Annotated in this window: 14 protein-coding genes; 6 read left to right on the forward strand and 8 right to left on the reverse strand. The window is 62.5% G+C overall.

Annotated features, from left to right (window positions below; all coding sequences use genetic code 11):
* Positions 1–47: 47 nt before the first annotated feature.
* On the reverse strand, positions 48–956 hold the full coding sequence (locus ACNFBR_RS18995) for an RHS repeat-associated core domain-containing protein (RefSeq protein ID WP_416736298.1): 909 nt from the start codon (positions 954–956) through the stop codon (positions 48–50).
* 488 nt (positions 957–1,444) lie between these two features.
* Here ACNFBR_RS18995 and ACNFBR_RS19000 point away from each other — a divergent pair, with 488 nt between their 5' ends.
* On the forward strand, positions 1,445–1,687 hold the full coding sequence (locus ACNFBR_RS19000; RefSeq protein ID WP_416736299.1) for a hypothetical protein: 243 nt from the start codon (positions 1,445–1,447) through the stop codon (positions 1,685–1,687).
* A 4-nt stretch (positions 1,688–1,691) separates the two neighbouring features.
* Here ACNFBR_RS19000 and ACNFBR_RS19005 read toward each other — a convergent pair whose 3' ends face one another.
* The 6 genes from ACNFBR_RS19005 to ACNFBR_RS19030 all read right to left on the reverse strand — a co-directional run bounded on the left by ACNFBR_RS19005 (position 1,692) and on the right by ACNFBR_RS19030 (position 9,500).
* The gene (locus ACNFBR_RS19005) at positions 1,692–2,462 is read right to left on the reverse strand and encodes an electron transfer flavoprotein subunit beta (RefSeq protein ID WP_416736300.1); all 771 of its coding nucleotides are present in this window, start codon (positions 2,460–2,462) and stop codon (positions 1,692–1,694) included.
* A 10-nt stretch (positions 2,463–2,472) separates the two neighbouring features.
* On the reverse strand, positions 2,473–3,705 hold the full coding sequence (locus tag ACNFBR_RS19010; protein WP_416736301.1) for an electron transfer flavoprotein subunit alpha/FixB family protein: 1,233 nt from the start codon (positions 3,703–3,705) through the stop codon (positions 2,473–2,475).
* Positions 3,705–5,657 carry a dimethylglycine demethylation protein DgcB gene (gene dgcB / locus ACNFBR_RS19015; RefSeq protein WP_416736302.1) on the reverse strand — a complete coding sequence of 651 codons (1,953 nt, stop codon included), beginning with the start codon at positions 5,655–5,657 and terminating at the stop codon, positions 3,705–3,707. The genes ACNFBR_RS19010 and dgcB overlap by 1 nt, the downstream gene beginning before the upstream one ends.
* 181 nt (positions 5,658–5,838) lie before the next feature.
* Complete coding sequence (gene dgcA / locus ACNFBR_RS19020) at positions 5,839–7,899, reverse strand: dimethylglycine demethylation protein DgcA (protein WP_416736303.1); 2,061 nt, start codon at positions 7,897–7,899, stop codon at positions 5,839–5,841.
* Positions 7,900–7,914: 15 nt separating this feature from the next.
* Complete coding sequence (locus ACNFBR_RS19025) at positions 7,915–8,445, reverse strand: DUF5943 domain-containing protein (RefSeq protein WP_008091518.1); 531 nt, start codon at positions 8,443–8,445, stop codon at positions 7,915–7,917.
* A 77-nt stretch (positions 8,446–8,522) separates the two neighbouring features.
* Positions 8,523–9,500: a dipeptidase gene (locus tag ACNFBR_RS19030; RefSeq protein ID WP_016497618.1), complete on the reverse strand. Its 978-nt coding sequence runs from the start codon at positions 9,498–9,500 to the stop codon at positions 8,523–8,525.
* Between the two features lie 284 nt (positions 9,501–9,784).
* Here ACNFBR_RS19030 and ACNFBR_RS19035 point away from each other — a divergent pair, with 284 nt between their 5' ends.
* Entirely contained in the window at positions 9,785–10,186 is a 402-nt protein-coding gene (locus tag ACNFBR_RS19035; RefSeq protein ID WP_104833586.1) for a lysozyme inhibitor LprI family protein, read from the forward strand.
* A 116-nt stretch (positions 10,187–10,302) separates the two neighbouring features.
* Here the strand turns inward: ACNFBR_RS19035 and ACNFBR_RS19040 are convergent, their stop codons facing one another.
* Positions 10,303–11,247, reverse strand: coding sequence for a GlxA family transcriptional regulator (locus tag ACNFBR_RS19040; protein ID WP_416736304.1), 945 nt, complete (start codon positions 11,245–11,247; stop codon positions 10,303–10,305).
* 146 nt (positions 11,248–11,393) lie between these two features.
* Here ACNFBR_RS19040 and choX point away from each other — a divergent pair, with 146 nt between their 5' ends.
* From choX to ACNFBR_RS19060, 4 genes are all read left to right on the forward strand, one after another.
* Complete coding sequence (choX, locus tag ACNFBR_RS19045; RefSeq protein ID WP_416736305.1) at positions 11,394–12,338, forward strand: choline ABC transporter substrate-binding protein; 945 nt, start codon at positions 11,394–11,396, stop codon at positions 12,336–12,338.
* A 121-nt stretch (positions 12,339–12,459) separates the two neighbouring features.
* A complete protein-coding gene (locus ACNFBR_RS19050) occupies positions 12,460–13,344 on the forward strand; it encodes a 3-keto-5-aminohexanoate cleavage protein (RefSeq protein WP_012270103.1) in 885 nt (294 codons plus the stop codon).
* A gap of 18 nt (positions 13,345–13,362) precedes the next feature.
* Positions 13,363–14,328: an L-carnitine dehydrogenase gene (locus ACNFBR_RS19055; protein ID WP_416736306.1), complete on the forward strand. Its 966-nt coding sequence runs from the start codon at positions 13,363–13,365 to the stop codon at positions 14,326–14,328.
* A 10-nt stretch (positions 14,329–14,338) separates the two neighbouring features.
* Positions 14,339–14,815 (forward strand): thioesterase family protein, encoded by a 477-nt coding sequence (locus ACNFBR_RS19060; protein WP_012270101.1) that lies wholly within the window; start codon positions 14,339–14,341, stop codon positions 14,813–14,815.
* Positions 14,816–15,034: the final 219 nt, after the last annotated feature.

A 15,034-nucleotide genomic window follows, 5' to 3' on the forward strand; every position in this document is an offset into this window, starting at 1 on the left:
TGACTACCGTGCCTCGCCCTACAGGGCGAGGCACGGTAGTGATGGGTTCACGGGCGGCTAACTTCGACCCCATTACGCAGCACGACCACCACGCTCGTTAGCTCCTCCCCTTGGCCAAGAGCGTACCCGCCTGCAAGCGATCTCCCGGACTCTCCATATAGATGGGTGATTCCGCTAACCACCCTCTCTGCGGTCCGCACCAACCACCGTTCTGCGAACCTTCTCACAAAGGGCGGCACAAGCACCTGCCCAGCGCCTTCAAACGCCACGCCCACAGGGTTCATGCCATTGGCTCTGGCAGTTTTGGTCCAAGAACGGAACACCGGATAAGCATTCAGGTTTGTAGCAACTGCAACTCCGGTGCTCCCAGCAGCCCCTATCCATACAAGCTGCCCTGCGAGTGTGTTGGCTACAGCGGCTGGAGAGGCAACGACGTTTCGCGCGACATTGGCACCAGTGCCCATAATGCCAGACGCATATCCAAACAACATGTCCGCTGCCTCAGCTTGCGCAAGTTCATGAGCGACCGGCAGTCCCGCGAACCTTCGAATACGCTGCTCGACTACAGCCGAAGCTCTGCGATTTATTGCTCCGAGTGCCGTCGAAATACTCGAAGCCGCCTGAGCTATTACAGGCAGCCAACCGACATGACCCGTGGAGTCAGACTTGTTGATCGGATCACCCGTGCAATAAACATAGGCATTGATACCGCCATCACCGAACGGGCTCCACCCATCCGGACCGTGGAAACGCATGATCGCCGGATTGAACTGTCGATACCCATTCCCCAGGTGGTAATAGCCCGTCAAGGCATCTCTGTATTCACCACAGAAGGCACTCATCGGCCCACCTTGGATGTTTGCCAGGCCATAAGCCGTATAGGCCCGTCGCACATCAGTCGAGTCATTCATTACAGAACGCAGGCTATCGGTCGCCAGCAGGTGCACGAAGTTCATACGCGCCACTCCCAAGCCATTTGCATCAACGCTAATCGCCTGGAGCGCCATTGGAAACTGGCAAAAATAACAGGTGGACGGCATTGGTTATCCACAGAAGTGATCGCTGCGTCTGTGCAAAAAGGTTGAGCCATCAAGAATGCCGATCCGCGCTGCATTGGTTGTTTTTTAACCAACCTTCTAAAGGCCTCATGTTTAAAGGCTCCCAGCCCTCTGCAAACACATTGTCCACAGAGGCACCAACAAATAATGTGGGAAAGACAATCGGGGTGTATGAAAGGCTGTGGAAAAGTCCAGAAGGCCCATGGAATCAGCAGCTTTAGCGCTCTTTAAGGGAAATTGATCGAAAATCAATCAACTCACTGCAAGCCAGTAAACTTGCGGCCTGCAGTGATGGGCGAACATGTTATCCACAAACCGGCCAACAGCGATTGTGGGCAATTGCCACGCCTGAGAGCTGCAAGCGGGACAGAATGGATGATCAAAAAATGATCAAGTCATTGAAGGCATTGATTTTAAAGGGCTACAGCATTGCGCAAACACTTTGTCCACAGCTTGGCAAACAGATTTGGTGGGCAAAACCGCTCGCTAGATGCTGGGTATTGAATGAAGCGGTCTTGTGTCACGATGGGCCGCAGCGCGACCCAAAATCTCGAACCTGGCTCAAGATTGCCGGGGCTGCTGCGCAGCCCATCGCGACACAAGGCCGCTCCTATACGGAGGCCGCGTAAGATTTCAACGCAGGACGCCCTCTTCCACCAGCAGCTTGAGGATGGCCTCGGCGCCTTCCTGTGGCGAAACATCCTTCAATACCTTACCGCCACCGCCACTGGCCTTGGCCGTTGCCGCCTTCATCCGGTCGGCACCGCTCTTGGCCTTGATCACCTTCAATCGTTTGGGCCGCGGGCGCGCCGGCTGCAACTCCGCTTCGCCCAGTAGCTCATCTTCGACGATGGCCACATTACGCGCCGCCAGAACACCACGGCGCGCCGGCCCGAAGGCACTCTGGCGCGGCTTGGGCGCAGCGTTATCCACAGTCGCCAGCAACGGCAGGCGTACTTTCAGCCGACGCCGCTGACCACGCGGTAGTGCCTGCAATACCTGGGCGGTGCCGTTGTCGATCGACTCCACCTCGGCCAGCCCCACGATCAACGGCCAGCCGAGTTTTTCCGCCAGCAGGAACGGCAACATGCCCGAGCCCTCGCCCGTTTCGGCCTGGCTGCCGGTCAGCACCAATTGCGCTCCGGCGTCGCGCAAGTATTCACCCAGCACGCCCAGCACATCGGCGCCGGCCGGCTGCTCCAGCACATCCAGATGGTCCAGGCCCATGCCCAGGTAGGCGCGCAGTGCTTCTTCCTGTGGGTCGCCGGCATGTACCACCTGCAAGTTATCCCCAGCAAGCTGCAAACCCAGTTCCACAGCGCGGGCATCCTGCTCGGCGCGGCGGGCGCGGCCGGAGCTTGGGTGAGCACCGATGGAAACCAGGCTGATCACTTTCGTACTCATGCTCGTGCCCTTATGCCGCGTCGCGCTGGCCGCCGCTGCGGTAGTTGTCCACAGCCTCGATCAGTGCCTTGAGAATTGCCGAACTGTCGCCAATCACCGACAGGTCGGCCCGTTTGATCATGTCGCAGCCCGGGTCCATGTTGATCGCCACGACCTTGTCGCAAGCGCCGATACCCTGCAGGTGCTGGATCGCCCCGGAGATACCCACAGCCACGTACACGCGCGCGGTGACCCAGGTACCGGTAGCCCCCACCTGGCGGTTGCGCGGCATGAATCCGTCGTCCACCGCCACCCGCGAGGCGCCTTCGGTCGCGCCGAGGGCAGCGGTGGCCTGATGGTACAGGTCCCAGTCCTTGACGCCGTTACCGCCCGAGACGATGAACTCGGCCTCGGCCATGGCAATGGTGGCCGGGTCGACGGCCACCGAGCCGAGGTCTTCGATGCGCGGCAGGCTGCGTGCCACGCTTGTGGATAACTCCACGGGTAACGCTTCGTGGCGGGTTTCGCTGACCGGTTCGGCGCACTCGGCCGCTGCCAGAATCAGGCGCGGCACGGCACGCTGCAGATCTTGCTGGCCGGCACCGGCGCGACCGATGCACTGACCGTCCTTGACCTGCCATACCCGCGTTGCCGGGCGCTCACCCAGCGCTGCGCCCAAGCGCCGGCCCAGCTCACCACCACCGGTGCGGCTGTCGGGCAGCAGCCAGTGGCGTGGAGCGAACTGGTTATCCACAGCCCGCAGGCCCTGCACCAGCTGCTCGGGTGCATAACCCTCGAAGGCCTCGCCTTCGATAACCAGCAAGCGGTCGACACCGGCTGTGGAAAAGTTGCTTTCCTTGTGTTCGTTGAACACCACCGCCAGCACTGCGCCGTCGCTGCCGGCCAGGCTGTGGGCCAGGCCGAGCAGGTCGCGGTCGTGGCTGCTCAGGCGGCCACCGACCATGTCCGGTACCACGGCAATGTAGAACGCCGGCGCCGGCACCTGGTGCAATGGCAGCTTGACCTCGGCCGCCGCCGTGCGTCGCCCGCCCACACCCGTGCCCTGCTGGGCGCCGCTGCGGTCGATACGCTTGATGCCGGCCGGGCCGATAAAGCCTGCGGCAAGCGCATGGGGGTTCTTGCGCAGGATGCCGTTCGGCCCCATCCAGCGGGTTTGCTGCGTCTGCATCGCCGCATGCAGCGGGTGCAGGCGGTTACGGGCGATCCACTCGGCGCGTGGGTCGCGGCGGATAATGTCGCTCATCAGTGCACCTCCGCAGGTTCACGTTTAGCCGTTTGCGGCTTTGGGGCAGCAGGCGCGTCCTCTTCGATCAGCACGTCGGCCACCAGCTCGGCCAGGTCCTTGATCTGCGGACGCGGTTCGACCACGCCTTCGAGCATGGCGGTGCACTGCGGGCAACCCACGGCTACCAGCTCGGCCTCGGTCTCGCGGATGTCGTCCATGCGCATATCGGGGATACGTTGCTTGCCAGGGATGTCAGTGATCGGCGCACCGCCACCACCGCCGCAGCAACGGGAACGGAAGCCCGAGCGCTGCATCTCGCGCACTTCGATACCCAGCGCCTTGAGCACTTCGCGCGGGGCTTCGTATTCGCCGTTGTAGCGGCCCAGGTAGCACGGGTCGTGATAGGTGACGCTGCCACCCTTGTGCTGGCCAAGGTTGAGTTTCTTGGCCGCAATCAGTTCGGCGATGTAGGTGCTGTGGTGCTGCACCTGATAGTCGCCGCCCAAGGCGCCGTACTCATTCTTCAGCACATGGAAGCTGTGCGGGTCGCAAGTGACGATGCGCTGGAACTTGTATTTGGCCAGGGTCTGGATATTACGCTTGGCCAGTTGCTGGAAGGTCGCTTCGTCACCCAGGCGGCGGGCTACGTCGCCACTGTCGCGTTCTTCCAGGCCGAGCACGGCAAAGTCCACGCCCGAGGCCTTCAATACTTTGACGAATGAACGCAGCGTGCGCTGGTTACGCATGTCGAAGGCACCATCGCCCACCCAGAACAGTACCTCGGTGGCTTTCACCTCCGACAGCAGTTGCAGGTTGAGGTCAGCGGCCCAGTTCATGCGCCCACCGGGTGCGAAGCCGCCAGGGTTGTCGGTGGCAATCAGGTTGTCCAGCACCTCGGCGCCCTTGTTCGGGGTGGCGCCCTTTTCCAGGGTGAGGTGGCGGCGCATATCGACGATGGCGTCGACGTGCTCGATCATCATCGGGCACTCCTCGACGCAGGCACGACAGGTGGTGCACGACCACAGTGTTTCGGCATCGACCAGGCCATTGACGATCGGCTGGTGTGGGTGGCCGCCGTGTTCGCCGATCGGCTTGCCCGGGTACGGGCTGCCGGCGAACTGAGCGTCGGTGCCACCGGCCAGGCCGATAACCATGTCCTGGATGAGTTTTTTCGGGTTCAGCGGCTGGCCAGCGGCAAAGGCCGGGCACATGGCTTCACATTTACCGCACTGCACGCAGGCATCGAAGCCCAGCAGCTGGTTCCAGGTGAAGTCCGCCGGTTTTTCCACACCCAGCGGTGCGTTCGGGTCTTCCAGGTCCAACGGCTTGAGGCCGGTGGAACGGCCGCCGCCGAAACGCTCGGCGCGGCGGTGCCAGGCCAAGTGCAGGGCACCAGCGAAGGCGTGTTTCATCGGGCCGCCCCAGGTCATGCCGAAGAACAGCTCCGACACGCCCCACAGCACGCCAAGGCCGAGCACGGCGACCATCACCCAGCCACCGGTGTTGGCCGGCAGGATGCCGGCGACCGGCAAGGTGGCGATGAAGAAGCTCGCGGCGAATGCCAGCAGGCTCTTCGGCAAGCGCATCCACGGGCCCTTGGACAAACGCGAAGGCGGGTTGAGGCGGCGTTTGAAGACGAATACAGCGCCGCTGAACATGATCACCGTGGCCACCAGCAGTGCGTAGCCAAGGATTTTGCTCTGCAGGCCAAAGCCATGCACCAGGATCGCCAGCACGGCCGACAGCACGAAGCCGCCGGCGGTGGCCACGTGGGTCTTGGACATGTACTTGTCGCGCTCGACCACGTGGTGCAGGTCCACCAGGTAACGGCGCGGCATGGCCAGCAGGCCGCCGATCAAGTCGACCTTGGCGGCCCGGCCACGGCGCCACATGCGCACCCGGCGCAGGGCGCCGAGCACTGCCAGGGCAAGGGCAGCGAACAGCAGGATGGGTAGAAGGGTGTTCAACATGGGAGGCTCCCACAACAGCTGGATTCTTGCGCCACTTTCAAGCGCGGCGCGGACCCCTGTAGGAGCGAGCGAAGCTCGCGATAGCGCCCGATCAGACAACCCGGTTGCCAAGGCTGACGCCATCGCGAGCTACGCTCGCTCCTACAGGGGGGCCAATCCCGCCTCTAGAGAGGCGGTGCGATCAGAAGTCCTTGCACAGGCGCAAGGCGTCGTAGATCGCCGCATGCACGTTGCGCTGGGCCACGCAGTCGCCGATGCGGTACAGCAAGTAGCCTTCGCCCGGCTGGCTGAGGATCGGCTGCGGCTTGATGGCGAACAGCGCCTCCACGTCGATCTGGCCTTTGTTGCGCGAACCTTCCTTCAGCGCGTAATACAGCTGCTCGTCAGGGCGCACGCCGTTTTCCACCACCACCTGGTCGACCACACGCTCTTCCTTGGCGCCGGTGTATTCGTTCTCCAGCACCGCTACCAGCTTGTCGCCTTCGCGGTAGACCTTTTCCAGCATCATGTCGCCGGTCATGATCACTTCTTTGGGGTACATGCTGCGGTAGTAGGTCGGGAAGGTGGTGCCGCCCATGGCCACGCCCGGCTTGATGTCGTCAGTGACGATCTCGACCTGGCTGCCCTTGTCGGCAATGAAGTCGGCCACCGACATGCCGGTGAATTCGCAGATGGTGTCGTACACCAACACGTTCTTGCCTGGCGCGACCTTGCCGTCGAGCACATCCCAGCTGCTGACCACCAAGCCTTCGGCAGCGCCCCAGTGCTCGTTCTGCTCCAGGAACGAATGCCCGCCTACCGCCAATACGATCACGTCCGGGCGCAGGTCCTGAATGGTGGCCACGTCTGCGGCAGTACCCAGGCGCAGGTCCACTTTCAGGCGCGCCAGCTCCAGTTGGTACCAGCGGGTGATACCGGCAATCTGGTCACGCTGCGGTGCCTTGGCGGCGATGGTGATCTGCCCGCCGATCTGGTCTTTTTTCTCGAACAGGGTCACGTCGTGGCCGCGCTCGGCAGCCACGCGGGCCGCTTCCATGCCAGCGGGGCCGGCGCCAACCACCACCACCTTGCGCTTGACGCCGGTGGTCTTCTCGATGATGTGCGGCACGCCCATGTATTCACGGGAGGTCGCGGCGTTCTGGATGCACAGCACATCCAGGCCCTGGTACTGGCGGTCGATGCAGTAGTTGGCACCGACGCACTGTTTGATCTGGTCGATCTGGCCCATCTTGATCTTGGCGATCAGGTGCGGGTCGGCCATGTGCGCACGGGTCATGCCGACCATGTCCACGTAGCCGCCTTCAAGGATTCGCGTGGCCTGGTTCGGGTCCTTGATATTCTGCGCGTGCAGCACCGGAACCTTGACCACTTCCTTGATGCCGGCCGCCAGGTGCAGGAACGGCTCCGGCGGGTAGCTCATGTTCGGAATGACGTTGGCCAGGGTATTGTGGGTGTCGCAACCCGAGCCGACCACGCCAATGAAGTCGAGCATGCCGGTGCTGTCGTAGTACGCGGCGATCTGCTTCATGTCCTCGTGGCTGAGGCCATCGGGGTGGAACTCGTCGCCACAAATACGCATGCCCACGCAGAAGTCGTCACCGACTTCGGCGCGCACGGCTTTCAGTACTTCCAGGCCGAACTTCATGCGGCCTTCGAAGGTGCCGCCCCATTCGTCGGTACGCTTGTTGACCCGTGGGCTCCAGAACTGGTCGATCATGTGCTGGTGTACCGCCGACAGTTCCACACCGTCCAGGCCGCCCTCTTTGGCGCGACGGGCCGCTTGCGCGTAGTTGCCGATCACCCGCCAGATCTCTTCCACCTCGATGGTTTTGCAGGTGGCGCGGTGCACCGGTTCACGGATACCCGACGGCGACATCAGGGTTGGCCAGTTGAAGCCGTCCCAGCGCGAGCGGCGGCCCATGTGGGTAATCTGGATCATGATCTTGGCGCCATGCTTGTGCATGGCGTCGGCCAGGTTCTGGAAGTGCGGGATGATGCGGTCGGTCGACAGGTTGACCGAAGCCCACCACTCCTGCGGGCTGTCGATGGCGACGACGGACGAGCCGCCGCAGATCGCCAGGCCGATGCCACCCTTGGCCTTTTCTTCGTAGTACTTCACGTAGCGGTCGGTCGTCATGCCGCCGTCAGTGGCGTAGACCTCGGCGTGCGCGGTGCTGAGCACACGGTTGCGGATGGTCAGCTTGCCGATCTGGATCGGCTGGAACATTGCTTCGAATGCCATGACGCTATCTCCGGCTTACAACGGCTTCGTTACGAACAGGCCATCTTCGTGGCCTTCTTCCGACCCGCCGTAGACCTGTTCGGCCACGGTGCGGATCTTGCTGCCGCGGGCAGCGAGAATCTGGTCCATGGCGCCGGCGAACCAGCCGGTGAACATGTAGTCGACCTTGCGGCCACACTTGCCATACACGTACACGAACGCCGAATGCTTGAGCTTGACGCTGCAGGTGCCTTTGTCCAGGTCGATGTCCTGGATTTCGAACAGGCCCCAGCCCCGCTGGCTCAGGCGCTTCATGTAGTGCTCGAATACCGCCACGCCTTCCAGGCCATGGCACTCGGCCTCTTTTTCACACCAGTGCCAGGCAGACTTGTAGCCCGCTTTGTAGAGGATCTCGGCGTAGGCGTCGGCGCCCAGCACTTCCTCGATGCCGATGTGGTTGTTGACGAAGAAATGGCGCGGCACATACAGCATCGGCAAGGCGTCGCTGGTCCAGACACCGGTCTCGCTGTCGACTTCGATTGGCAATTGCGGGGCGATCTTGGCCATGGAAACTCAACTCCATAAAATTTTTTATGTGGGTGCCCCGGCGTTGCTGGCAGGGGCTATCAGGCTTGGAGAGCGGCTTACTCGCCCCAGACGTCCTTGAGGACGTTGACCCAGTTCTCGCCCATGATCTTGCGCACCACGCGCTCGGAGTGGCCGCGCTTTAGCAAGGTTTCGGTGAGGTTGGGGAATTCGCCCACGGTGCGGATGCCCAGCGGGTTGATGATCTTGCCAAAGTTGGTCAGGCGACGGGCGTAGCCCTTGTCGTGGGTCAGGTATTCGAAGAAGTCCTGGCCGTGGCCCTGGGTGAAGTCGGTACCGATACCGATGGCGTCTTCACCGACGATGTTCATGGTGTACTCGATGGCTTCGGCGTAGTCGTCGATGGTCGAGTCGATGCCTTTGGCCAGGAACGGCGCGAACATGGTCACGCCAACGAAGCCGCCGTGGTCGGCGATGAATTTCAGTTCTTCGTCCGACTTGTTGCGCGGGTGCTCTTTCAGGCCCGACGGCAGGCAGTGTGAGTAGCACACCGGTTTTTTCGATTCGAGGATGACTTCTTCGGAGGTTTTGGAGCCGACGTGGGACAGGTCGCACATGATGCCGACGCGGTTCATTTCCGCCACGATCTCGCGGCCGAAGCCCGACAGGCCGCCGTCACGCTCGTAGCAGCCGGTGCCCACCAGGTTCTGGGTGTTGTAGCACATCTGCACGATGCCCACGCCCAGCTGCTTGAACACGTCCACGTAGGCAATCTGGTCTTCGAACGCATGGGCGTTCTGGAAGCCGAAGAGGATGCCGGTCTTGCCCAGTTCCTTGGCCTTGCGGATGTCGGCGGTGGTGCGCACCGGCATTACCAGGTCGCTATTGTCGCGAATCAGCTTCTGGCTGGCGGCGATCTGGTCGACGGTTGCCTTGAAGCCTTCCCAGACCGACACCGTGCAGTTGGCCGCAGTCAGCCCGCCTTTGCGCATGTCCTCGAACAGCTCGCGGTTCCATTTGGCAATGATCAGGCCGTCGATGACGATGCTGTCGGCGTGAAGTTCGGCTGGGCTCATCAGGCTGTCCCCTTTTATTGAATAGTTGGCGCCAAACCTTGTGCCGGCGCTTTGGGGCCAGCATATGCCTGTGCCCAAAGGCGCCCCGATGCAAAAACGACAGGGGGTTTGCCGAAAGCGTCAATGCGCGACAACACGCCCTCTGGCACGCCGCCTGGCGATGAGAGACAGTCTCGATAACGACCTTTCTGGCTGCTTTATGAACATTTCGTCAGGGAGCTACCGCCTGGCCCTCGGCTGAGCGAGAATCCCTGCGATTCGTCAGCCTGTTGAGGAGAAAAGGGATGAAATCATTGGCATGGCTGGTACTGCTGGCTGTCGTATCCGGCGCCCAGGCCGGCGAGGAGGAAAGCACCCCGTGCGACAACGTCGAGACCGACCAGCAGACCTACGCGTGTGCGGCTTTCAACAAGCAAACTGCCGAGCGTGAGCTGAAAGCGGCGTATGACGACCTGATCCAGCGTATCCGCGATCAATATGCCGATGAAGGCGACCAGGCCACCGCGCTGGTCGGTCGTATGGATGCGGCCGAGAAGCTGTGGACGCAACTGCGCGATGCCGATTGCAAGGTCGAGACCTATGCCGAGAAGCCGGGGAGCAAAGCGTTCCAGGCGGCGTGGGATACCTGCGTGGCGCAGCGCAGTGATGACCGCTCGGAGTATTTGCAGTCGATTGGCCAGCAGTAATACAGGACCGGCCTCTTCGCGGGCACGCCCGCTCCCACAGGATTACCACAGGCCTGAGGAATGTGGGGTACCTGTGGGAGCGGGCGTGCCCGCGAAGAGGCCGGCGCAGGCAAATCTCACACCGCCCTGGCCAACCTGTCCTCCCGCGGGCAACGCTGGTACCGTGCCCGATAGCACCGGGTAAAGTACGAAGCCGACTCAAACCCACAAGCCACCCCCACCTCCAGCACACTCATGTCGGTCTGGCGCAACAACTGCCGCGCCTTGTCTAGCCGCAGCCGCAAATAGAACCCACTGGGCGTGTCGTCCAGGTGCAAACGAAACAGCCGCTCCAACTGACGCCGGGTTACCTGCACCGCTTCGGCCAGCACCTGAGTATTGAGCGGCTGCTCGGTGTTGCGCTCCATTTCGCCAATCACCTTCACCAGTTTCTTGTTGCTGATGCCATAGCGGCTGGCGATCTGCATGCGCTGGTGGTCCTGTCGCTGACGGATACGCCCAAGCACGAACTGCTCCGACACTTGCACCGCAAGCTCGCTGCCATGGGCTTGTGCAATCAGGTCGAGCATCAGGTCGATCGATGCCGTGCCACCAGCACAGGTGATGCGCCGCCGGTCGATTTCGAACAACTCCTGGGTCGCCTGCAGGCTCGGGTAGTTTTCCTTGAACGCCTCCAGCGCCTCCCAGTGCACAGTGGCGCGGTGGCCGTCGAGCAAGCCGGCCTCGGCCAGCACCACCGCGCCGGTATCGATGCCGCCCAGAATTACCCCGTCATGGTCCAGCCGTCGTAGCGCCTGCTGCAACGCCGGCCCATAACAGGCTAGCGGGTCGAAGCCGGCTACGATCAGCAGGATGCCGCCCGGTTCAGCCGCCGCCAGCGCCGCATCGGCGTTCACCGACATGCCATTGCTGGCCTGCACCGCGCCGCCGTCCAGGCTCAGCACCTGCCAGCGGTACGACGGGCCTTTGAAGCGGTTGGCCACCCGCAGGGGCTCCAGGGCACTGATGAATCCTATGGCCGAAAAGCCGGGCAACAACAGGAAATGGATGATTTGCGGCATTGCATGCTCCACGGCAAAGGTGGTCGCCTCCGTGCAAGTGTTGGTCGCCAGGGTGCGATTTTTCACCCTGCCAGCAGCGTAGCGTGTTCACACGGCCCAGAGAGGTCGGAACCCATAACAATATGCACTGCCGATGGAGAGCCACCATGCACAGCTTGATCCGCCGCAGCCTGTTGACCCTTGCCCTGAGTAGCATCGCCACTTCCCCGCTTTTCGCCGCAGAGCCTGCGGCCTGCAAAAACGTCCGCCTGGGCGTGGTCAACTGGACCGACGTCATCGCCACCAGCGCCATGGCCCAGGTGCTGCTCGATGGCCTGGGCTATCAGACCAAACAGACCAGCGCCTCGCAGCAGATCATCTTCGCCGGCATCCGCGACAAACGCCTGGACATGTTCCTGGGTTACTGGAACCCGATCATGACCCAGACCATTACCCCGTTCGTCGATGCCAACCAGGTCAAAGTGCTGGACAAGCCAAGCCTGGAAGATGCCCGCGCCACCCTGGCCGTGCCGAAATACCTTTACGACAAGGGTTTGAAGACCTTCGCCGACATCCACAAGTTCGAGAAAGAGCTGGGCGGCAAGATCTACGGTATCGAACCGGGCTCCGGCGCCAACACCCAGATCAAGGCGATGATCACCAAGAACCAGTTCGACCTGGGCAAGTTCCAACTGGTCGAGTCCAGCGAGGCCGGCATGCTGGCCGCCGTCGACCGCGCCGTGCGGCGCAAGGAGGCGGTGGTGTTCTTCGGCTGGGCGCCGCACCCGATGAACGTGAACATCGACATGGCCTACCTGGGTGACAGCCAGGATGCGCTCGGCCCTGACGAAGGCCGTGCGACGGTATGGACGGTGACTGCGCCGGACTACGCCGAACGCTGCCCCAACGCCCACCGCCTGCTGGCCAACCTGAACTTCAGCGCCGAGGACGAGAGCCGCATGATGCAGCCGCTGCTCGACCACAAGGATGCGCTGGAGTCGGCCCGCCAGTGGCTGAAAGACCACCCCGAGGACAAGGCCCGCTGGCTTGAAGGTGTGACCACCTTCGATGGCAAGCCGGCTGCGGACAACCTCAAGCTTACCGCCAACTGATCCGGCCCTATCGCGAGCAAGCTCGCTCCTACAGGTTTGACGCATGCCAGGGGCCATCAGGTCCCCTGTAGGAGCGAGCTTGCTCGCGATAAGGCCCCGAAGACCACACAAGGAATACGCCATGAACCACGACGTCATCATCACCTGCGCCCTCACCGGCGCCGGCGACACCGCCTCGAAAAGCCACCTGGTCCCGGTCACCCCCAAGCAGATCGCCGAATCCGCCGTCGAAGCCGCCAAGGCCGGCGCCACCGTGGTCCACTGCCACGTCCGCGATCCGCAAACCGGCCGTTTCAGCCGCGACGTGGCGCTGTACCGCGAAGTCATGGAACGCATCCGCGAAGCCGATGTGGACATCATCGTCAACCTCACCGCCGGCATGGGCGGCGACCTGGAAATCGGCCCGGGCGAAACGCCATTGGAGTTCGGCCCAGGCACCGACCTGATCGGCCCGCTGGAGCGCCTGGCCCACGTCGAAGCCCTGCTACCAGAAATCTGCACCCTCGACTGCGGCACACTCAACTTCGGTGACGGTAATTCGATCTACGTTTCAACCCCCGCACAACTGCGCGCCGGGGCCAAGCGCATCACCGAACTGGGAGTGAAGGCCGAGCTGGAAATCTTCGACACCGGCCACCTGTGGTTCGCCAAGCAGATGATGAAGGAAGGCCTGCTCGAAGACCCGCTGTTCCAGCTTTGCCTGGGCATCCCGTGGGGCGCACCGGCCGACACCACCACCATGAAAGCCATGGTCGACAACCTGCCAGCCAACGTCACCTGGGCTGGCTTCGGCATCGGCCGTATGCAAATGCCAATGGCAGCACAAGCGGTGCTGTTGGGCGGCAACGTGCGGGTCGGCCTGGAAGACAACCTGTACCTGGACCGCGGCGTGTTGGCCAGCAACGGCCAACTGGTGGAACGCGCTGCCGAGATCATCACCCGCATGGGTGGCCGTGTACTCAGCCCGGCAGAAGGCCGGGAAAAAATGAACCTCAAGCGCCGCTGATTTCTTCAGGAGACTGATATGCCCTTCATCACCGAGATCAAGACCTTCGCCGCCCTGGGTAGCGGCGTGATCGGCAGTGGCTGGGTCGCCCGCGCCCTCGCCCATGGCCTGGACGTGGTCGCCTGGGACCCGGCCCCCGGCGCCGAACAGGCCCTGCGCAAACGTATCGCCAATGCCTGGCCGGCGCTTGAAAAAGCTGGCCTGGCACCTGGCGCATCACCAGACCGCCTTAAGTTCGTCAGCACCATCGACGAGTGCGTGCGCGACGCCGACTTCATCCAGGAAAGCGCACCAGAGCGGTTGGACCTCAAGCTCGACCTGCACGCGAAGATAAGCGCTGCGGCCAAGCCTGACGCCATCATCGGCTCAAGCACTTCGGGCTTGTTGCCCAGCGAGTTCTACGAATCGTCCACTCACCCTGAGCGCTGCGTGGTCGGTCACCCGTTCAACCCGGTTTACTTGCTACCTCTGGTAGAAATCGTCGGCGGCAACCGCACTTCGCCTGAAGCCATCGAAGCGGCAAGAACCATCTACACCGCCCTCGGCATGCGCCCGCTGCATGTGCGCAAGGAAGTGCCGGGGTTCATCGCCGACCGCCTGCTCGAAGCACTGTGGCGCGAGGCGCTGCACCTGGTCAACGATGGTGTGGCGACGACCGGCGAGATCGACGATGCGATCCGCTTCGGCGCCGGCCTGCGCTGGTCGTTCATGGGCACGTTCCTCACCTACACCCTGGCCGGTGGCGATGCCGGCATGCGCCACTTCATGTCGCAGTTCGGCCCGGCGCTGAAGCTGCCCTGGACCTACCTGCCGGCACCGGAGCTGACCGACAAGCTGATCGACGATGTGGTCGACGGCACATCCGAACAACTGGGCGAACGCAGCATCGCCGCGCTGGAGCGCTATCGTGATGACACGCTGCTGGCCGTGCTGGAAGCGGTGAAAACCAGCAAGGCCAAACACGGCATGGCTTTCGGCGACTGAGGACCACGCAATGCCCGCATTGATCACTTACCGCACCCCAGTCCAGGAGGACTGGGTCGACTACAACGGGCATCTGCGCGATGCCTTCTATCTGCTGATCTTCAGCTACGCCACCGATGCGCTGATGGAGCGCATCGGCCTGGATGCCGACAGCCGAGGGCAAAGTGGCAATTCGCTGTTCACCCTGGAAGCGCACATCAATTACCTGCATGAAGTGAAGCTGGGCACCGAGGTGTGGGTGCAGACGCAGATCATCGGTTTCGATCGCAAGCGCCTGCATGTCTACCACAGCCTGCACCGGGCCGGGTTCGACCAGGTGCTGGCGGCCAGTGAGCAGATGCTGCTGCATGTGGACCTGGCGGGGCCAAAGGCGGCGCCGTTCAGTGAGCAGAGTGCCGGGTTATTGCAAGGGTTGCTGGAACAGCAGCAGGATCTGCCACCGGCCGAGTTCGTGGGCCGGGTGATATCGCTGCCTGCAGCACGGTAAGAAAAAAATGGCCCCGGAAAGCCGTGAGCATCCGGGGCCAAGCGCGAGCAACATCCACTGTGCATGAGTGAGGGTGACCAAACCCTCGGTTGCTGTAGATGGCTTGAGTGTGCGCAGTTCCCGCCAAGTGGATTTAGCCGTAAACGACCTGTTCTTAGCCAAAGCAGCCATGCCGGCATTCTGTTGTTGCGGGTATGTCGCGGCCGTCACAGAATCGGT

The sequence above is a fragment of the Pseudomonas sp. NY11955 genome, from assembly GCF_048068035.1.
Lineage (GTDB): Bacteria > Pseudomonadota > Gammaproteobacteria > Pseudomonadales > Pseudomonadaceae > Aquipseudomonas.